Origin of the sequence: Pseudomonas sp. CAN1 (assembly GCF_030462585.1) — a bacterium.
In the GTDB taxonomy this organism is placed as follows: Bacteria; Pseudomonadota; Gammaproteobacteria; order Pseudomonadales; family Pseudomonadaceae; genus Pseudomonas.
The window spans coordinates 79,504-97,471 of record NZ_JASMRU010000019.1; the positions used below are offsets into that span (position 1 = coordinate 79,504).

The 17,968-nt window shown below is 66.7% G+C and carries 15 protein-coding genes and 1 pseudogene; 5 read left to right on the forward strand and 11 right to left on the reverse strand.

Annotation, left to right across the window (positions count from 1 at the left end; all coding sequences use genetic code 11):
• Window positions 1-193 precede the first annotated feature (193 nt).
• Window positions 194-2,245, reverse strand: coding sequence for a TonB-dependent siderophore receptor (locus tag QO207_RS21815; protein WP_301534380.1), 2,052 nt, complete (start codon window positions 2,243-2,245; stop codon window positions 194-196).
• Between the two features lie 292 nt (window positions 2,246-2,537).
• On the opposite strand from QO207_RS21815, the gene QO207_RS21820 reads away from it, so the two are divergent.
• On the forward strand, window positions 2,538-3,446 hold the full coding sequence (locus tag QO207_RS21820; RefSeq protein ID WP_301534381.1) for a LysR family transcriptional regulator: 909 nt from the start codon (window positions 2,538-2,540) through the stop codon (window positions 3,444-3,446).
• Window positions 3,447-3,471: 25 nt separating this feature from the next.
• Here QO207_RS21820 and gstA read toward each other — a convergent pair whose 3' ends face one another.
• Together gstA and yghU are read right to left on the reverse strand one after the other, a co-directional pair.
• Window positions 3,472-4,086 (reverse strand): glutathione transferase GstA, encoded by a 615-nt coding sequence (gene gstA, locus QO207_RS21825; protein ID WP_301534382.1) that lies wholly within the window; start codon window positions 4,084-4,086, stop codon window positions 3,472-3,474.
• Between the two features lie 37 nt (window positions 4,087-4,123).
• The gene (yghU, locus tag QO207_RS21830; RefSeq protein ID WP_301534383.1) at window positions 4,124-4,990 is read right to left on the reverse strand and encodes a glutathione-dependent disulfide-bond oxidoreductase; all 867 of its coding nucleotides are present in this window, start codon (window positions 4,988-4,990) and stop codon (window positions 4,124-4,126) included.
• 367 nt (window positions 4,991-5,357) lie between these two features.
• On the opposite strand from yghU, the gene QO207_RS21835 reads away from it, so the two are divergent.
• Window positions 5,358-6,731 carry a sodium:solute symporter gene (locus QO207_RS21835; protein WP_301534384.1) on the forward strand — a complete coding sequence of 458 codons (1,374 nt, stop codon included), beginning with the start codon at window positions 5,358-5,360 and terminating at the stop codon, window positions 6,729-6,731.
• A gap of 82 nt (window positions 6,732-6,813) precedes the next feature.
• Here QO207_RS21835 and QO207_RS21840 read toward each other — a convergent pair whose 3' ends face one another.
• On the reverse strand, window positions 6,814-7,692 hold the full coding sequence (locus QO207_RS21840; RefSeq protein WP_301534385.1) for an ArgP/LysG family DNA-binding transcriptional regulator: 879 nt from the start codon (window positions 7,690-7,692) through the stop codon (window positions 6,814-6,816).
• 112 nt (window positions 7,693-7,804) lie between these two features.
• On the opposite strand from QO207_RS21840, the pseudogene QO207_RS31555 reads away from it, so the two are divergent.
• The 3 genes and pseudogenes from QO207_RS31555 to QO207_RS21855 all read left to right on the forward strand — a co-directional run.
• A pseudogene (locus QO207_RS31555) lies at window positions 7,805-7,972 on the forward strand (2Fe-2S iron-sulfur cluster-binding protein); the annotation flags it as partial.
• A gap of 153 nt (window positions 7,973-8,125) precedes the next feature.
• Entirely contained in the window at window positions 8,126-9,067 is a 942-nt protein-coding gene (locus tag QO207_RS21850; protein ID WP_301534387.1) for a flavin reductase family protein, read from the forward strand.
• Window positions 9,068-9,080: 13 nt separating this feature from the next.
• A complete protein-coding gene (locus QO207_RS21855) occupies window positions 9,081-9,749 on the forward strand; it encodes a M24 family metallopeptidase (protein ID WP_301534388.1) in 669 nt (222 codons plus the stop codon).
• Window positions 9,750-9,804: 55 nt separating this feature from the next.
• Here the strand turns inward: QO207_RS21855 and QO207_RS21860 are convergent, their stop codons facing one another.
• The 7 genes from QO207_RS21860 to QO207_RS21890 all read right to left on the reverse strand — a co-directional run bounded on the left by QO207_RS21860 (window position 9,805) and on the right by QO207_RS21890 (window position 17,965).
• On the reverse strand, window positions 9,805-12,303 hold the full coding sequence (locus QO207_RS21860; protein WP_301534389.1) for a TonB-dependent receptor: 2,499 nt from the start codon (window positions 12,301-12,303) through the stop codon (window positions 9,805-9,807).
• Window positions 12,304-12,437: 134 nt separating this feature from the next.
• Entirely contained in the window at window positions 12,438-13,430 is a 993-nt protein-coding gene (locus tag QO207_RS21865) for a FecR domain-containing protein (RefSeq protein ID WP_301534390.1), read from the reverse strand.
• Entirely contained in the window at window positions 13,427-13,936 is a 510-nt protein-coding gene (locus tag QO207_RS21870; protein WP_301534391.1) for a sigma-70 family RNA polymerase sigma factor, read from the reverse strand. The genes QO207_RS21865 and QO207_RS21870 overlap by 4 nt, the downstream gene beginning before the upstream one ends.
• Before the next feature lie 158 nt (window positions 13,937-14,094).
• Complete coding sequence (locus tag QO207_RS21875; protein WP_301534392.1) at window positions 14,095-14,670, reverse strand: hypothetical protein; 576 nt, start codon at window positions 14,668-14,670, stop codon at window positions 14,095-14,097.
• A 32-nt stretch (window positions 14,671-14,702) separates the two neighbouring features.
• A complete protein-coding gene (locus QO207_RS21880; RefSeq protein WP_301534393.1) occupies window positions 14,703-15,113 on the reverse strand; it encodes a DUF3592 domain-containing protein in 411 nt (136 codons plus the stop codon).
• Between the two features lie 98 nt (window positions 15,114-15,211).
• Entirely contained in the window at window positions 15,212-16,147 is a 936-nt protein-coding gene (gene tagQ / locus QO207_RS21885; protein WP_301534394.1) for a type VI secretion system-associated lipoprotein TagQ, read from the reverse strand.
• Window positions 16,148-16,231: 84 nt separating this feature from the next.
• Window positions 16,232-17,965: an SUMF1/EgtB/PvdO family nonheme iron enzyme gene (locus QO207_RS21890; protein WP_301534413.1), complete on the reverse strand. Its 1,734-nt coding sequence runs from the start codon at window positions 17,963-17,965 to the stop codon at window positions 16,232-16,234.
• Window positions 17,966-17,968 lie beyond the last annotated feature (3 nt).

A 17,968-nucleotide genomic window follows, 5' to 3' on the forward strand; every position in this document is an offset into this window, starting at 1 on the left:
ACCCGGACTGGAAGTGCCGGGCTGCGGGACGCGCAAGCCAGGGTCAGGATGCCCGCGAGGCAGATGACACCATGGGCACTGGCGGTGCGGACATTGCACCATGGTGTCTATCGGGCGAATCAGCCTGCCGCCATTGCGGCGGCAGGCGTCGGCGATTGGCTCAGGCCCCGCCGGGCATGTGCCGGACGAGGTATCAGTACTTCCAGGTCACCGAGGCAGTGAGGTTGCGCGGCGCGCCGTAGTTGGAGGTGCTGCCGCTTTCCAGGGAGAGCAGGTACTTGCGGTCGGTGAGGTTGTTCAGGTTGAGCGAGGTGCTCCAGTTCGAGTCGATGTCGTAGCTGGTCATCAGGTCGACCAGCGCGTAGGCGTTCTGCCGCACGGCGCTGTAGGTGTCGCTCTCGACGCCGMTCTGCCAGCTGACACGGGAGCCGACCTTGACCTGCGGCAGCATCGGCAGGCGGTAGGTGGCGGTGCCGCGCACGGTGTGCTTGGGCACGTACCTGCGGGTGCGGTCGCCGTCGTCGTCGTCGATGCGCACGTAGGTGTAGCCGGCCAGCAGTTCCAGGCCCGGCAGCGCCTCGCCGGAGGCCTGCAGCTCGATGCCTTTGCTCTTGTTGTCGACGCCGTTGTAGACGTAGTGGCCGTCCACCAGGCCGGCGTATTCCTGGACGTTGCGTTGCTCGGTCTTGAACAGCGCGGCGCTGACGCTCATGCGGCTGTCGAGCAGGTTGCCCTTGATGCCGACTTCCTTGCTGGTGCCTTCCAGCGGATCGAGCAGGCCGCCGTTGGTGGCGATCACGTACTGCGGGGAGAAGATCCGCGTCCAGCTGCCGTACACCGCCCATTCCGGGCTGAGGTCGTAGACCAGGCCGGTGTACGGGGTGACCTTGCCGTGCTCGCGGGTGTCGTGGTCGGCGCCGTAGCTTTCGCCACTGCCATCGGCGCTGAGCATGCGCGCGCCGACGATCCAGTGCAGGTCGTCCAGCAGGCTGAAACGCGCACCGGCGTAGACGCTCTTCTGGGTGTCTTCGAAGTTCTGCGCGTTGGTGGTGTCGTTGGTGTAAGGCAGCGCCGGGCGCACCAGGTTGCCGGCCAGCGCGTCGGAGAGGTTGGCGCTGTAGTAGCCGTTGGCGGCAATGGTGTTGGCGCCGGCCTTGAGGTGGGTGCGGCCGTAGTTCACGCCCAGGGTCAGCTCGTGCTCGCGGCCCAGCAGCTGGAACGGCCCGGACAGCTGGCCCTCGCCGATGATCTGGTGCTGGGTGCTGGCGGTCTGGTTGGCGTAGGCGGTGCCGGCGTCGCCGTTGATGCCGTAGAGGTAGAACAGCTGGGTGTCCTGGTACTGGGTGATGCCGGTCAGGGTCAGCTTGCCGTTCCAGCCGTTGCCGAAGTCGTGGTTCAGCTCGGCGAAGGCGCGCTGGGTGTGCAGGTCCCAGTAGGTCCAGTCCTGGCCGACGCTGGAGCTGCGGCTGCTGTAGTGGATCGGGTTGCCGCTGCTGTCCACCAGCGGCAGGTTGCCCCAGGTGGTGCCGTTGGAGTCGGTGTTGTGCTGGGAGAAGCCGACGGTCAGGGTGTCCGCGTCGCTCAGGTCGAAGGCCAGCAGGCCGGCGGCGACGTTGGTTTCGTTGCTGTAGCGGTCGAGCCATGAGTTGCCCTTGTCGTGGGCGTAGATGAAGCGCCCGCGCACATTGCCGCTGTCGGTGAGCGGGCCGCCGACGTCGACGTCGAGGCGGCGGCTGTCCCACGAGCCGACGCTGGTGCCGATCTTCGCCTGGAAGGTATCGGTGGGCCGCTTGCGCACGAAGTTGACCGTGGCCGAGGGGTTGCCGGTGCCGCTCATGAGGCCGTTGGCGCCGTGCAGCACATCGATCTGCTCGTACTCGGCCATGTCCTGGCCGCCACCCATCAGGGTCTGGGCGAATGGCAGGCCCATGCCGTCGTACTGGAAGGTGTCGATCTGGTAGCCGCGCGAGGTGAAGATGGTGCGGTCGGTCTCGAACTGCTCCACGGTCACCGTGGGCGCCGAGCGCAGCGCATCGCGCACGTCGTTGAGCTGGAAGTCGTCGATCTGGTCGCGGGTGATGGTGGTCACGCCCTGCGGGGTTTCCTGGGCCGTCAGCTTCATCTTGGTGGTGCTGCTCGCCGGCCGGGTCTGGTAACCCTCGCTCGGCCCGTCGGAGCGGTCGGGAGCCTGGATCACGCTGTCGGACATGTTGAGTACATCGTCCGCGGCGTAAGCGGGAGGCATGGCGCTGCAGGCTCCGGTGAGCAACAGAGCAGAAAGACGGGGTTTCATGAAGGACGGCCTTGTGTAGGGAGACTTGTGTAGGGAGAAACGGGCAGGTACTGATTATTTGTTGCAAATGGTAATACATCCTATTTGATATTTCCCAGCACATTCGGTCTCTGTCGTGTATCGCCGTCGATACACAGCGTTCTCGATTGCCCTCGCGAGTACCGAACACAGGAAACAAGACAGCCCGCCCCGCCATCCGCCACACTGCCCGGCTACTGAAGACTGTCTGCGCCGGGGGCCGCCGATGAACAAGCTGCAAGCGATGGAAGTGTTCGTCCAGGTCGTCGACGCCGGTGGCTTCACCCGCGCGGCGCAGAACATGAACCTGCCCAAGGCGACGGTTTCCACCCTGGTGCAGGCGCTGGAGAACGAGCTGGCGGCGAAGCTGCTGATCAGGACTACCCGCCACGTCAGCGTGACCGCCGAAGGCGCCACCTACTACCAGCGCTGCCTGCGCATCCTCGCCGAGGTGCGCGATGCCGAGGAGGCGCTGACCCAGGACCTGCAAGCGCCTTCGGGGCGCCTGCGGGTCGATGTTCCGGCCTGGCTCGCCAGCGAGGTGCTGGTCCCTGCCCTGCCGGAGTTCTTCGCCGCCTACCCGGCCATCCACCTGGAGCTGGGCTGCAGCGACCGCCCCGTGGACCTCGTCGAGGAAGGCGTGGACTGCGCCATCCGCGGTGGCCGCCAGCTCGCCGATTCGCGGCTGATCGCCCGGCGCATCGGCAGCATGCGCTACCTCACCTGCGCCGCGCCGGCCTATCTGGAACGCCACGGCCAGCCCCAGCACCCTGACGAACTGGCGCAGCACCAGTGCGTGAATTACTTCTCCGCGCGCACCGGCAAGCTGTTCGACTGGTACTTCGTCCGCGGCGGCGAGCGCATCCAGGTGTCGCTGCCCAGCCGCATCGCCCTCAACGACAGCGCCGCCTATACGGCGGCGGGGCTTGCCGGCCTGGGGATCATCCAGATGGCCGAGCAACTGGTGGCGCCGCTGCTGCGCGACGCTCGCCTGCTGCCGGTGCTGGCGGACTGGGCCAACGAGCCGCTGCCGATCTACGTGATGTACCCGCAGAACCGGCACCAGCCGGCCAAGCTACGGGCCTTCATCGACTGGGTCGCGCACCTCATCGCCACGCATCCCAGCCTGAGCTGAAGCCCGGCACCATTCCGCACTTTGGCTAGCGTGGCCCCAGGCCTTCCGCTTCGCGGGCAGCACCAACGCTGGGACGCTGCTCCATGCGCGCCATGAAGGCCTCGATGAAGCGGTAGCCGGAGATATCCACGCCGACGCGCACCGGCCAGCACAGCACGTTGTACAGGTAGGCATCGGCCACCGAGAACTGCGCACCCATCAGGTAGTCGTGGTCCGCCAGGTGCGCGTCGAGGTAGTCGAACTTGCCGGCCAGGTTGCCCTCGGCGAAGCGCGCTTTCGACTCACGATCCACCAGCGGCGAGAACATCAGCGCCATGCCGCGGTGCAGGTCGGTCGCCACGTAGTTGACCCAGGCCAGCGCGCGGTAGCGCTCGCGGCTGCCGAAGGGTGGCAGCAGGCGGCACTGAGGATGGGCGTCGGCAATCCATTGCAGGATCACCGCGCCCTCGGTGAGCACATCGCCGTCCTCCAGCCGCAGCGCCGGCACGCAGCCCTTGGCGGTCACCTGCAAATAGTCGCCTTCCACAGTGGTCTTGGTCGCGAAGTCGACCTGCACCAGCTCGAACGCCTGCCCGGCTTCACGCAGTGCAATCTGCGGGGCGAGCCCGCAGGAGCCCGGGGAAAAATACAGTTTCATCATCATCGTCACCTTTCGCTCGGGGCGTTCGTTCAGGGCTTCAGTTGAGGGCATCGAAATCGGTGGCGGCATGCCGCTCGCGGAGGAACTCGCCGGGCGCGCCGGACGTGCGATTGACCACCCGCCCACGCGCCACCGCCGGGCGTGCGGCAATGGCGTGGTACCAGCGCAACAGGTGCGTGTACTGCTCGACGCCGAGGAATTCGTGGGCGTTGTAGACGCCGTAGAGGCTGCCGGGGTACCAGGGCCAGACGGCCATGTCTGCAATGCTGTAGGTGTCGCCGGCGAGGAACTCATGGGCCGCCAGGTGCTTGTCCAGCACGTCCAGCTGGCGCTTGGTTTCCATGGCGTAGCGGTCGATGGCGTACTCGATCCTGCTGGGTGCATAGGCATAGAAATGCCCCAGGCCGCCGCCGACGAAGGGCGCCGAGCCCATCTGCCACATCAGCCAGTTGAAGGTCTCGGTGCGCGCCCGGCCCTCGCTGGGCAGGAAGGCGCCGAAGCGCTCGGCGAGGTAGACCAGGATCGAGCCGCTTTCGAACACCGGCGTCGCCGGGTCGATGCTGCGATCCACCAGCGCGGGAATCTTGCCGTTGGGGTTGATCCCGACGAAGCCGCTGGAGAACTGCTCGCCCTTGAAGATATCGACCAGCCAGGCGTCGTACTCGGCGCCGGCATGCCCGGCGGCCAGCAGCTCCTCCAGCAGGATGGTGACCTTCTGCCCGTTCGGCGTGCCCTGGGAATACAGCTGCAACGGGTGCCTGCCCACCGGCAGCGGCTGCTCGAAGCGCGCACCGGACTCGGCGCGGTTGATGGAGGCGAACTGGCCGCCGTGGGCCGTTTTCGGGGTCCACACCTTCGCCGGCTGGTAATCCGTCGGCTGGCTGTAAGCGGGGGAATCTGTCATGGGGAAATACTCCTGGGAGTTCGGTCGTTACGCCGAAAAACTCTACCCAGGCCGCACTCGGCGATATACGCCGCCGCCACGAACTCATTGTTCAGGGATCTGAACAATCCAGAAAACAAACTTCAATCACTACCCTGCGACCACCCCATACGCTGAAAATTAAATTCCGGAGACTTGTATAAACCGCCGTTATCCGGCACTCCGCAAATTGATCGAAATTGACTCCCTGACAGCAGTAACGAAGATAGCGACTTCCACTTCCCCACCACCAGAGAACGCACAAGAGCCAGTTTGAAAGTTCACTCCGAAGAACCGTGACAAGGCTACAACCACCCCACTCCCAGAATAAAAACAGCAGGCACCCGGAATGTTATTGGATATCACCGTTGTCGTCATATATGCGGCAGGCATGCTGCTGCTCGGCTGGTACGGCATGCGCAAGGCGCATTCGAAGGAACAGTTCCTCGTCGCCGGGCACAGCCTCGGCCCGACCATGTACATGGGCACCATGGCCGCGACGGTGCTGGGCGGCGCCTCCACCGTCGGCACCGTGCGCCTGGGCTACGTGCATGGCATCTCCGGCCTGTGGCTGTGCACCGCCATCGGCGCCGGGCTGATCGCACTCAACCTGTTCCTAGCCAAGCCGCTGCTCAAGCTGCGCATCTTCACCGTGACCCAGGTGCTGGAGCGCCGCTACAGCCCGCTGGCGCGCCAGGCCAGCGCGGTGATCATGTTCGCCTACGCGCTGATGATCGGCGTGGTCTCGACCCTGGCCATGGGCACCATGATGGAAGTCCTGCTGGGGCTGCCGTTCTGGCTGTCGATCCTGCTCTGCGGCGGCGTCGTGGTGCTGTATTCCAGCCTGGGCGGCATGTGGTCGCTGACGCTCACCGACATCGCCCAGTTCATCATCAAGACGGTCGGCATGATGTTCCTGCTGCTGCCGCTGTGCCTGTACCGCGTGGGCGGCTGGGACGAGCTGGTGGCGAAGCTGCCGGCCAGTTCCTTCAGCTTCACCGCCATCGGCTACGACACGATCATCACCTACTTCATGATCTATTTCTTCAGCACCCTGATCGGCCAGGACATCTGGCAGCGGGTGTTCACTGCCCGCAGCGAGAACGTCGCCCGTTACGCCGGTAGTGTGGCCGGCCTGTACTGCCTGCTGTACGGCCTGGTGGGTGCGCTGATCGGCATGTGCGCCAAGGTGCTGCTGCCGGACCTGGCCAACGCCAACACGGCGTTCGCCAGCATCGTGCAGAGCACCATGCCCGACGGCATCCGCGGGCTGATGATCGCCGCCGCCCTGGCCGCGATGATGTCCACCGCCAGCGCCGGCCTGCTCGCCGCCTCCACCACCCTCACCGAGGACCTGCTGCCCGCCGTCATCGGCCCGAGGCCGCGCGGGCTGTGGCTGAGCCGTCTGTACACCGGCCTCACTGGGGTTGCCGTACTCGGCGTGGCGCTGCTGGTCAACGACGTGATCAGCGCCCTGACCCTGGCCTGCAACATGCTGGTGGGCGGCATGCTGGTCCCGCTGATCGGCGCCATCTACTGGAAACGCGCCACCACCAGCGGGGCGATTGCCAGCATGGCGCTGGGCTTCGGCACGGTGCTGACGTTCATGATCCGCGACGGCTTCGACGCCAATTCGCCGATCTACTACAGCCTGATCGTCGGCACCCTCAGCTTCGTTGTGGTCAGCCTGTTTTCCCGGCGTAGCGCGGGCGTGCCCGCGTAAGTAGGCCATCTGGCCAACGGCGTGGGCCGGGTGCCCACGCCGGTTCTTTTCCTCAGGCCCCGCCCTTCTTCAGACAATCAGCTCAGGCGATCAGCCGCCGCCCTTCCAGGATCAGGCGCTTGAACAGCGCCGCCACTCCGTCGGGCATCACCTCCCAGCTCAGCCAGTACAGCGGCGCCTTGCGGGTCTCCTCCAGCAGCAGCTGCAGATGCCCGTCAGCCAGCCGCGCGGCGGCCTGCACAGCCGGCACCCAGGCGTAGCCCAGCCCCAGGCAGCAGAGGTCGAAGATGCCGTTGGATGACGGCACCGACCAGCGCGGGTATTGCGAGCGGTAGATGCCGCTTTCCTCGATGAACAGGTGGTGCAGGTCGTCGATCTCGCCGCCGGTCAGCGCCGGTGCGTGCAGCAGCGCCTCGCGCGTCACACCCTCGGGGAAGTGCTGGCGGGCGAACTCCGCGGTGGCAACGCAGACGTACTCCATCTCGCCGATCGGCGTGGTGCGCACGCCCTTGAGGTTGGTCGGGTTGCTGCTCACGCAGCCCATCACGTCGCCCTTTTCCAGCAGGTGGTGGGTATGGCTCTTGTCGTCCAGGCGCAGGTGGATCAGGTAGTCCTCGCCCTTGAGCGCCTGGGCCAGCGCTTGCGGGAACCAGGTGGCGAGGCTGTCGAGGTTGACCCCCAGGGTGATCCGCGACGTCCGCCCCGGCTCCGGCGCCAGCTCGCGCAGCGCCTCTTCCTGCAGCAGCACCGAGCGCTGCAGGTAGCCCACCAGTTGCTGCCCGGTGGCCGTCGGCAGCACTGGTCGGGTGCGTTCCAGCAGCACATGCCCGAGCAGGCGTTCCAGCGCCTTGATGCGCTGGGAAATTGCCGGCTGGGTGAGATTGAGCTTGAGCGCGGCCAGTTCGAAGCTGCCCAGATCGGTCACGGCGAGGAACGCCTCGACCAGTCGCGAATCGATCATCGATAAATTCCCCTTATGCAGGACAGCCCGGACTTATGAATATTGCCGGTACAAGTTGGCAATGATGATATAGCCATCGCAAGTGTACAGCCACACTCACCGAGCCAACTTGATGCAAGTTACCCATATACAGTCAGGCGACACATTCATTGTCGACGCCGATACCGATCTATTGTCCGCCGGGCTCTCCGCCAATATAAAGATACCGCACTCCTGCCGCAGCGGAGTTTGTGGCGCCTGTCGTGCGGAAGTTATCAGCGGGCAATTCACCGAACGCCAGAACAATGAACTTCTGAACGCGAACAATACGCCGGTACTGCTTTGCCAGACTCGCGCCTGCAGTGATCTTGAAGTCAGTTTCAATACCGGCGCCGCGCTGCCGACACGCACCTTCATCATTGACGCCATCGACTGGCGCACACCCTTCATTGCGGTGGTTCATCTGCGCACCCGCGACGGTGAGCCGTTCGACTACCAGCCGGGGCAATACCTCGCCGTCCGCTGGAGCGGCCAGCGCCGCAAGCTGTTCTCCATGGCGACGCCCGCCGCCGATGGCCGCCTCGAACTGCACATCCGCCGCAACAGCGACGGCGAGTTCGGCAACTGGCTGTTCGACTCAGCCAGGCCGGGTTACCTGCTGGGCATCGAAGGGCCGTTCGGCGACTTCCAGTGGCAATCCCGCGAGGGGCAGAAGGTGCTGATGGTCGCCACCGGCACCGGCTTCGCGCCGATCAAGGCGCTGCTCAGCGAGCAGCTGGCGCGGCAGCCCGGCACCTCCATCGAGCTGTTCTGGGGCGCCCGGCAGAGTGCCGACGTCTATGACCTGGCGACGCTCCGGCAGTGGGCCGACGCCTATCCCGACTTCCGCTTCCGCGTGGTGCTCAGTGATGAGCTGGTGCAGGGCGAAGGCTTCCTCCACGGCAACTTGTTCGACCATCTGCCGGCGCTGGATGACCTCGACATCTACGCCTGCGGCGCGCCCGCCGTGGTCACGCGGCTGCGCCAGGAACAACGCAGCGGACGCTTCTTCGCCGACCCCTTCGACACCGCGCCCGGCAGCCCTGACGTCGCCCCCGCTCTGGTCAGCGCCAGCATCCAGCTCGGTAAAGGGAGCTGCGCGCAGGTTGCCCTGGAGCCCGGCCGACCACTGCTGCAGGAACTGAACCGCCTCGGCCTGCCGATCCAGCAGGTCTGCGGCGGACGCCTGGCCTGCGGTAGCTGCCGGGTCGAACTGCGCGGGCCGCAGCCCCTGCCAGCGGCGGAAATCGAAGAGCAGGACCTGCTCGAATGCCTGCCCGACAGCACCCCCGACAGCCGCCTGGCCTGCCAGCTGGTGATCGATTCGCGACTCGAACACAGCACCATCGAACTCTGAGAAGGAAACCGCGATGCACGCTATTGAAAAGACCGGCCTGAGCTACAACGCGCAAACCATGCTGGAAGCACGGGCGCGCGCCTGGGCGGTGATCGACGAACTGGGCACCAGGGTCCAGCCGGGGATGAGCGAGGCCGACTGCCGTGCCCTGCTGCGCACCATCCTCAAGGCCCACGGCCTGCTGCGCGGCTGGCACGAGGCGGTGGTCCGCGTCGGCCGCAACACGCTCAAGGAGTACGGCAATCCGTCCGAGGCGGATGTGGTGCTGGGTGCGGACGACCTGTTCTTCGTCGACATCGGCCCGGTGTTCGGCGCTGCCGAAGCAGATGCCGGCAAGACCTTCGTGGTCGGCCAGGACGCGGACATGCTGCGCGCCGCCACGGATGTGAAAACCCTCTGGAACGACGTCCGCGCGCTGTGGCAGAGCGAGCACATCACCGGAGCGGAGCTGTACCGCTTCGCCGAGCGCCAGGCCCAGGAAATGGGCTGGGAACTCAACCTCAAGCGCATGTCCGGGCACCGCATCGGCGACTTCCCCCACGAGCCCTGCTTCGACGGCCTGCTCAGTGAAGTGGACATCCACCCCACCTCCGGCCTGTGGATCCTGGAGATGCACATCCGCCACAAGACCCGCCCGTTCGGCGCCTTCTACGAAGACCTGCTGGTGGAAGAAGCCCGCTGACCCGCCGTCTGGCGAGCGCCCCGCCAGGCGGGGCGCTCGCTGCAGCAGCCAAGCGTCAGAACGTGCCCTGCAGGGTGACCATGAAGTTGCGTGGCTCGCCGTAGAAGTTGCCCCAGGAAACCGCGCCCACGCTCTGGTAGTACTTCTTGTCGAACAGGTTGTTGCCGTTGAGCGCGACGCTCCAGTGGTCGTCGATGCGATAGCCAACACGGCCGCTCCAGATGGCGTAGTCGGACTGCGTCGAGGTGACGTTGCGGCTGGTCACCGAGGTATCGCTCTGCGCCGTCACGCCTGCGCCCAGGCTCCAGCGATCCAGCTCGCCGGCCAGTTGGTAATCGGCCCAGGCGCGGAACAGGTGGCGCGGGAAATAGCTGGTGGTGAAGGTCGGCGACTGCGGGTTGTCTTCCGCACTCTTGAGGTACTTGGTCTGGGTGTAGGTGTAGCCGGCCAGCAGTTGCAGGCGCTCCAGCACTTCGCCGCTGACTTCAGCCTCGAAGCCCTGGGCGCGCACCTTGCCCACGTCGGTGTAGCAGTAGCCGTCGGAGGAGCCGAGGCAGGTGGTGTCGTAGTTGGCTTCGGCGCGATGCTCCTCGACCGTGCGGAACAGGTTGAAGGCAGTGTTGACCCGGCCATCGAGCAGCTCGCCCTTGATGCCCAGCTCGTAGTTGGCGCCGGTCTTGGGTTGCAGCGGGCTGCCGGATTCGTCGGTGTAGGTGCTCTGCGGCTGGAAGATATCGGCGTAGCTGGTGTAGACCGACCACTCATCGTTGAGGTCGTAGATCAGCGCGGCGAACGGCGTGACCTGGCCGTTTTCCTGGCTGCGGTCGTGCTGCCAGTAGTCCCAGGCCTGGGTGTAGGAGTCGCGGCTGTTGCGGTACCAGCTGACGCGGGAGCCGAGGACGAAGGTCAGCGGCTCGGCCAGCTTCAGGCGCAGGGTGGCGTAGGTGCCGAACTGGCGGGTGTCCGAATCGGTGGGCACGGAGCCGCCACGGTAGGAATTGGGCGGGTAGAAATCATCCGGCGGCTCGGGGATGTGCGGATTGGGGTTGAACGGGTCCTGGCTGGCGCCGAGCAGGCTCGACATGTTGATCAGCGCCCAGCGGTCGTGAGTCTTGGCGCGGCTGGCGTTGGCGCCGACGGTCAGCTCGTGCTGCAGGCCGAAGGCATCGAATTTGCCATCCAGGTAGGCGTCGAAGCCGTAGTCGGTCTGGTCGTAGTCGAACAGGCCGGAGTACACCGAGGACGGCGCGCTGGTCGCGCCCGGCGTGACGCCGCCGTTGGTCTCGGACAGCGCGTACTTCATGTTCTGGTCGTTGTGGCTCCAGACCCCGGCGAACTTGAACGCCCAGTCCTCGTTCAGCTGCTGCGAGAGGTCGGCGAACAGCGTGGTGCGCTCGCTTTCCCAGTTGTTCCAGGAAGCGCCCAGGCAGGTCGAGCGGCTGAGTTTCAGGTCCTTGCCATCGCTGTAGCGCGGCAGGCCGTGCCAGCAGGGAGTTGCATCGAGTTTCTCGTAGGCCACGCCGAGGCCGACGGTGGTGTCCGGGGTGAGGTCGTAGTCCAGGGCGCCATAGAGAATCTGGTCGTTGCGCTTGCCGACGTCGTAGAAGTACTGGCGATCCTGCAGTGCCACCACGGTACGGCCACGCAGGGTGCCGGACTCGTTGAGCGGCCCGCCCACGTCGACCTGGCCGCGGTAGTTGTCCCAGCTGCCGGCCGACAGCGACAACTTGGTCTCCGGCACGGCCTGGCCGCGCTTGGGCACGAAGTTGACGCCACCGGTGCTGCTGCCCGAGCCCTTGAGCATGCCCGCCGCGCCCTTGAGCACCTCGACGCGGTCGTAGAAGGCCATGTCGCCGGAGAAGCTGTTGGCCTGCACGTACTCGCCGCCGACATCCAGCGGCACGCCGTCGTACTGGTACTGTCCCTGCATCATGAAGCCGCGCGAGTAGAAGTACTTGCCGCCCATGGGCGATTCGTAGACGGCGATGCCGGGGGTCTTCTCCATGGCCTGCTCGATGGTGGTGACGTTCTGGTCGTCCATGTAGCGGCGCGTCAGCACGGTCACCGACTGCGGCGTCTCGCGCAGGCTGTGCACGCCCTTGCCGATGGTCACCGCGCGGGCGCCATAGGAGTTGGTGCCTTCGCTGGTCGGGTCCAGGGCCTGGCTGGAAACGGTGGTGGAGTCCATCTCCAGTACCGCGTCCGTCGCCGCCGGCACCAGGCCGTAGCCGCCGTTGTCCAGGCGCCGCACACTCAGGCGGGTGCCGGAGAGGATGCGGCTGAAGCCGTCCTCGATGCCGTACTCGCCATTCAATCCGCCACTGCGCTTGCCCTCGGTGAGGCCGGCGTTCACCGAGATCGGGATGCCGGCGCGGCGACCGAACTCGCCGAGCACCTGGTCCAGCGGGCCTGCGGGAATGGCGTAGTGCTGGGTGCGGGCGGTGGAAGTTTCAGCCTGCACCGGCATGGCCGGCAGCACGGTGAGCGCGGAACAGGACAACAGGGCGCAGCCGAGGGACTGGCGCAGGGCGCGGGTGATGGGGTGAAGCGTCATGGGCAGAGGGTCCGTTTCTCGTTGTTGGCCCGCAGTTGCGAGCAGGGATTTCTCCCTAGGCCACGCGAGAAAGGAAAACCTGCCGACTTTTCGAGAATTATTTTCATTGGCGCATTTTTGCTGCGCCAAAGGTTTCAGCGCGGGGCCACCGTCACCCAGTAGCGGGTACGCCGCTGTACCGTCACCAGCAGGCTGTCCTGCAGCATCGCCAGCACCTGTTCGGTGTCGCCCAGCGGGTAGCTGCCGCTCAGGCGAATGTCCGCCACCGCCGGGTCGCAGCGCAGCAGGCCGGGGCGATAGCGGTCCAGCTCGGCGAGGAAGTCCGCCAGGCGCATGCGCTCGGCCACCAGGTAGCCATCGACCCAGGCACCGGCGTTCTTCTCCAGCGCCTTGGGTGCGCTGACACCGGCTGCGCCGATGCGCGCCTGCCAGCCCGCTTCGATCACCCGCGCCTCACCGCCAGCCAGGGAGCTGGCGGCAACCCGGCCCTGGCTGACCGCCAGCAGCGTGCCGCGCCCATCCTCCTCGCGGCGGACGCGGAAGCGCGTGCCCAGCGGGCGCAGCAGCGCATCGCCGCTGATGACCCGGAACGGCCGCCCTGCCCCATCGCTGGCGGTGAGGATTTCGATTTCGCCATAGCGCAGGCGCAGTTCGCGCGCGCTGTCGCTGTAGTGCAGATCGACCGCCGTGGCGGTGTTGAGCCAGATACGGGTGCCGTCGGGCAGCGTCCGCTGCGTGCGCTCGCCGGTGCCGGTGCGGTAGTCCGCCATGGCCCCCTGGATCAGCTGGGTGTCGCGCCCCTGCCAGGCCAGGCCGCCGAGCAGGCCGAAGCCGACCAGCAGCTTGATCGCCTTGCGCCGGTCCATCTCGTTGTAGTGACGATGCCCGGCCAGTTGCCGCCCGAGCGGGTCGGCCAGCGCGCCGGCGTGGCGCTGCAGGCTCAGCGGGATGCTGCTCAGGCGCTGCCAGGCGCGCTCGTGCTCGCTGCTCGCCTCGCGCCAGTTGAGCAGTTGGCGTTGCTCGGCAGCACTCATGCAACCGGACTGGGCCAGGGTGAACCAGGCAATCGCCTGGTCGCGGATGACCGTGGAAATCGGCCGGGCATCGCCGTCGCGGGAAGCGCTCATTCGAAGCGGCTCGCATAGCAGGCAGCGAAGGCCTTGCTCATCGCCTTCTGCACCTGGTTGACGCTCAGTTCCAGGCGCTGGGCGATCTGCGGGTAGGTCAGGCCATCGAGCTGGGACAGCAGGAAGATCTCGCGCACCTGCGGGGCGAGCCCGTGCAGCAGCTCGTCGACCTCCACCAGCGCCTCGATCAGCAGCAGGCGCTCTTCCTCCGACGGCGCCACCGCTTCGGGGCGCGCGGCCAGGGCCTCCAGATAGGCGCGTTCGACCGCCTGGCGACGCCAGCGGTTGATCAGCAGGCTGTTGGCGATGGTGGCGAGGTAGGCCAGTGGCTGGCGCAGGTCGGCGATGGCGCTGCGCGAACGCATCACCCGCACGAAAGTATCGTGGGCCAGGTCCTCGGCGTCGGCATGCTCGCCGAGGCGACGACGCAGCCAGCCCTTCAGCCAGCCGTGGTGGGCAAGGTAAAGCCGTTCAACATCCCTTTCGAATGCCCGCTCGCTGTCCATGGAATTCCAGCTTTGTTAAACATGATAATCGTTCTCAACAATACTGGATTTCCCCTGCCCGACGCAATTGCGAGCCGCAGCAGGCGGTCAGCTAGGCGGTCAGGCAGTCTGGCAAGCAAGGAACCGCAATGGGGCGGCCAGGCCGCCCCATGCACGGATCAGAACAGGCCGCCGACGTAGATCGCCCCGCCGCCGCCCGCCTGCACGCCGACGTTGGCGCCGCGCATGTGCAGCGCGCCGCGTGCCGACTTCAGCAGGTCCGGCAGGAAGCGGTGGACGCCGCCGGTGGACATCATCGCCAGGGTCAGCGCCAGCAGACGGGCGTCCAGGCCCAGCAGCATGACCATGCCACTGTAACCGATGCCGACGCCGCCACCCACTTCGACATAGGCGCAGGCGCCGGTGATGTCGTCGCGGGTCAGGTCGCGGTCACGCAGCGCGTCGGAAACGAACACCACGCCGGTGGCCGGGAAATCCTCGGTCGCGCCGGTGGCGCCGACGCTCTTGCCGCGGATGTTCAGGTTGACCTTGCCGATCTTCGGCAGGCGCGCGCCGAAGCCGGCGCCCACGCCGATGCCGCCGAAACCGAACTTCTCTTCCTGGCCCTGGGGGTTCTTCAGCTTCAGCTGGCCGCCGCCACCGGCGACGAACATGAAGCTCGCGCCGCCGCTGGTGCCGGTGGTGTATTCCCAGTGGCTGCGGCGCATGCTGATGGGGATGATCGAGTTATCCATGGTTCACACTCCTTTGAACGAATGAACGCGCCCTACCGGCGCTTGAGCAGAAGATTCGCGCCTGCGCCGACGAAGGCCGCGCCGAGCAGGCCGAGCAAGGCGGTCATGCCCCACAGCGCGCCGAGATCGTCGACCACCGCGCTGAGCTGGGGTTGCTCCGACAGGTACAGCACCCGCACCGGCTGGCCGGTCTCGTAGCCGAAGATCAGGCCACCCTGAGGGTACGAAATGCGCTGACCAGCAGCCGTGGTGAACGCCACCTGGGGGTGCGAGCCACCGGCGTTGAGGCTTTCCACCTGACCCTCGGCGACCTGCGCGGCGCGCAGGAACTGCAGGCGATCGAGCGCCTCGTAGGTGACCAGCGCCAGGCAACCCAGGCCTATGACGCCGAACAGCAGGCCACGCAGGACCTGGGCGATTCGCGAGTCGGGAACATCTGCCATCGCTGGGGTTCATCCTTGCTGGTGGATTGCGCCCTGCACCGGGCCGCGCGGCCCGGTGCAGAACAGCTGGCGACCGGCATCCGCCGGCCGCTCGTGGGTCAGACGTTCGGGCAGGGCACCGGAGCCCAGTCGCCGATGTCCGGGTTCTTGCACATGCCGTTGACCTGGGTAGTGCCCTGGGAGGCCACCTGCACGCTCTTCAGCTGCTTGGCCTGGGCATCACGCAGGGCGCGTTCGGAGGCCACGGCCTCGCTCGGCACGCTCGGCAGCTTCTTCTTGGTCTGGGTCTTGGTCTTGGTCTTGGTCGGCGAAGTGGTGGTGCTGCTGGCCTGGGCGACGGTGGCGACGTCGGTACGCTTGACGCCCACGGTCTGCAGGTCCTTCTCGTAGGCCTGGGTGTAGTTGTTCAGGTCTTCGCCGGTCTTGCCGTTGACCGCGCTGATCAGGTCATTGGATTCCTTCAGGCCGGCGACGATTTCCGCCAGGCGCTTGCGACCTTCGTCTTCCTTGATGGTGCCGGCCTTGCGCTGCTGCAGCAGGGAGCTGAACTGGCTCTGGTAGCAGGACTGCGAAGCCTGGGCGTAGGCCACGCTGCGGTCGATGTCGGCGGCGCTCTTGTCGGCGTCACTGGCGTAGGAGCCCAGGCGCTGATGGTCGTCGGTGATCTGTTTCTGCTTCTCGGTGTAGTAACCGGCGGCACCGCCGACCAGCGCACCACCGGCCGCGCCGATGGCGGCGTTGCGGCCAAGGTCGTCCTTGTTGCCGACCAGCGCGCCGGTCAGGGCGCCGCCCACGGCACCGATCACGGCGCCGGTGGCGACCGACTTGGTCATGTTCGAGTCGGAGTCGCGCAGGTGCTGCACCGGCTCGTAGCAGGTCGGGTAGTACTCGACCTTGGTGCTCTTGCCGACCTGGGACACCGGCGAGCTGGAGCAGCCGCCGAGGAACACGGCGACACAGGTGAAGCCGGCGGTGGCCAGCGTCAGGGCGCGGCGGCGCGATTGCGGGTTTACACGGTTAGCGGACGATTGCATGTCTGGGCTCTCTGCTTGGGTTTGACCACCCCGGGACGGCAACGCGCCGGCCGGGTTCCTTCTGTACATGCCTGGCATCGGTGGTCATGGCTTCGGTACTGCCGATGCAAGCAATTCCTTCAGGATCGCCGCCGGGTCCGCGCGCTGCTGCTGGCGGTACTGGCTGACGTGCCTGACGAAAAGGGTCGCGCGGGTGACCAGGCTCTTGCCGATCACCGGTTTGCGATTGAGTTCTTCCTTGATGCGCTGGAACTGCGCCTGGATCACCGCGTCGGTGTAGCGCGTGCCGGTGGCCAGGTTGTCGATGTAGATGGCCACCGCGCCGTCCAGCGCGCTGCTGCCGTTCTGGATGGCGACGCCGAACAGCTTGGCGGTGGCGGCATCCTTGGCCTGCTCGGCCTGCTGCTGGTTCTTGCGCAGGTTGGTGAGGCGGATGTTGTAGTTGTTGATGGTCTCGGCCACGAGAGCCGAGGACTGGATCAGGTTGCCGGCGGCTTCCTCGCGCTGGCGGGCGATCAGCGAGACGTTGCGCTTGAGCTCCTCGTTGATGGTGCCCAGCTGCGCCTGCAGCTGCGGATCGGTGGTGGCGGCGATGATGCCGTCCAGGCGCTGGGTCGGGTCCTGGGTCTCGTCGATGGCGTCGGTGAGCCCGGCCAGGCGGCCTTCCTTCTTCCACTGTTCGAAGAGTTCCTGGTAGCGCGAGCGCGGCGCCGACAGCGCGCCGATGGCGACGCGGAAACCGGTGGTCTCGTTGCGCTGCTCGGTCCCGTCCGGGGCGAACAGCGGGTACTCGCGGCGCATGCCGGTGAACAGCGTGCCCTCGCCTTCCAGGTAGTTGCCGCCCTTCACCACGAAGCCGCCATAGGCGCCCTGCAGGCGGCCGGCGTGGACCATCTGGAAGGACTCCTGGACCATCTCGGCGGCGTTGCCGAGCACGTCGAACAGGCCGATCGGGTTCGGCTGGCGGGTGCCGATGGGCATCAGCCGCGCGGCCTGGCCGGTGCCGCCGGAGACCTGGTTGTACACCGCCCAGTCACCCAGCGGGCCGTCGCCCTCGCCGCCCTCGACATGCCGCGGGAACAACCGCGCTTCCAGCTCCTGCCGCGATACCGCCTGGGCGCCGCGGGCGGCGTATTCCCACTCCACCTCGGTGGGCAGGCGGACGAAGCCGAAGCCGCCGTCCTCGGCATTCTTGCCGCGGCCGCTGACCGGCAGGCGGTCGCGCTGGTACTTCATCAGCCAGGCGCTGTACACCGCCGAGAAGCGCTCGGCCTCGAAGCGCGACAGCTTCACCTTGGGCAGCCGGCCGGGCACGCCGTCGGGCAGGTTCAGCGTCTCGCAGGCCGGCGCCTCCTGGCCCTCGGCCAGCGACTGCGCCTGGGCCATGACCTGGGCGTACTGGCGCGCGGTGACCTCGTACTTGCCGAGGAAATAGAACATCGGCTTCAGCGGCTCGCCCTTGCCCGGCTTGGGCAGCTGCCCGGCGATGGTCTTGTTCCAGGCCGCCGGCAGGTCGCCGAGGCTGAACTGGCCGTTGATGTACTCGCGGCGGTAACCGGAGATGAACGATTGCTTGTAGCCCGGCTCGCCTTCGCTGAAGGGGTAGCCGAGGTTGACCTCGCGGTCGTCCAGCGAACCCTTGGCCAGCACGTAGACGTAGCGGAACACCATCTCGCCGCCGCACGGCAGCGGCAGCGTCACGTCGTCGGCCAGGGGCTTGGGATTGTTCAGCTTGTCGCCGTCATCCTCGGCGTGCGCCGCCGGGGCCGCCAGCAGGGCCGCGGCGATGGCCAGGGCGACAGGGTTGCAAGCCAGCATAGC

What these genes read in the sequence shown, in the direction of transcription:
- QO207_RS21820 (WP_301534381.1), top strand. Translation starts at nt 2,538, where the DNA reads ATGAACAAGCTGCAAGCGATGGAAGTGTTCGTCCAGGTCGTCGACGCC.
- gstA (WP_301534382.1), bottom strand. Translation starts at nt 4,086, where the DNA reads ATGATGAAACTGTATTTTTCCCCGGGCTCCTGCGGGCTCGCCCCGCAG.
- yghU (WP_301534383.1), bottom strand. Translation starts at nt 4,990, where the DNA reads ATGACAGATTCCCCCGCTTACAGCCAGCCGACGGATTACCAGCCGGCG.
- QO207_RS21835 (WP_301534384.1), top strand. Translation starts at nt 5,358, where the DNA reads ATGTTATTGGATATCACCGTTGTCGTCATATATGCGGCAGGCATGCTG.
- QO207_RS21840 (WP_301534385.1), bottom strand. Translation starts at nt 7,692, where the DNA reads ATGATCGATTCGCGACTGGTCGAGGCGTTCCTCGCCGTGACCGATCTG.
- QO207_RS21855 (WP_301534388.1), top strand. Translation starts at nt 9,081, where the DNA reads ATGCACGCTATTGAAAAGACCGGCCTGAGCTACAACGCGCAAACCATG.
- QO207_RS21860 (WP_301534389.1), bottom strand. Translation starts at nt 12,303, where the DNA reads ATGACGCTTCACCCCATCACCCGCGCCCTGCGCCAGTCCCTCGGCTGC.
- QO207_RS21865 (WP_301534390.1), bottom strand. Translation starts at nt 13,430, where the DNA reads ATGAGCGCTTCCCGCGACGGCGATGCCCGGCCGATTTCCACGGTCATC.
- QO207_RS21870 (WP_301534391.1), bottom strand. Translation starts at nt 13,936, where the DNA reads ATGGACAGCGAGCGGGCATTCGAAAGGGATGTTGAACGGCTTTACCTT.
- QO207_RS21875 (WP_301534392.1), bottom strand. Translation starts at nt 14,670, where the DNA reads ATGGATAACTCGATCATCCCCATCAGCATGCGCCGCAGCCACTGGGAA.
- QO207_RS21880 (WP_301534393.1), bottom strand. Translation starts at nt 15,113, where the DNA reads ATGGCAGATGTTCCCGACTCGCGAATCGCCCAGGTCCTGCGTGGCCTG.
- tagQ (WP_301534394.1), bottom strand. Translation starts at nt 16,147, where the DNA reads ATGCAATCGTCCGCTAACCGTGTAAACCCGCAATCGCGCCGCCGCGCC.
- QO207_RS21890 (WP_301534413.1), bottom strand. Translation starts at nt 17,965, where the DNA reads ATGCTGGCTTGCAACCCTGTCGCCCTGGCCATCGCCGCGGCCCTGCTG.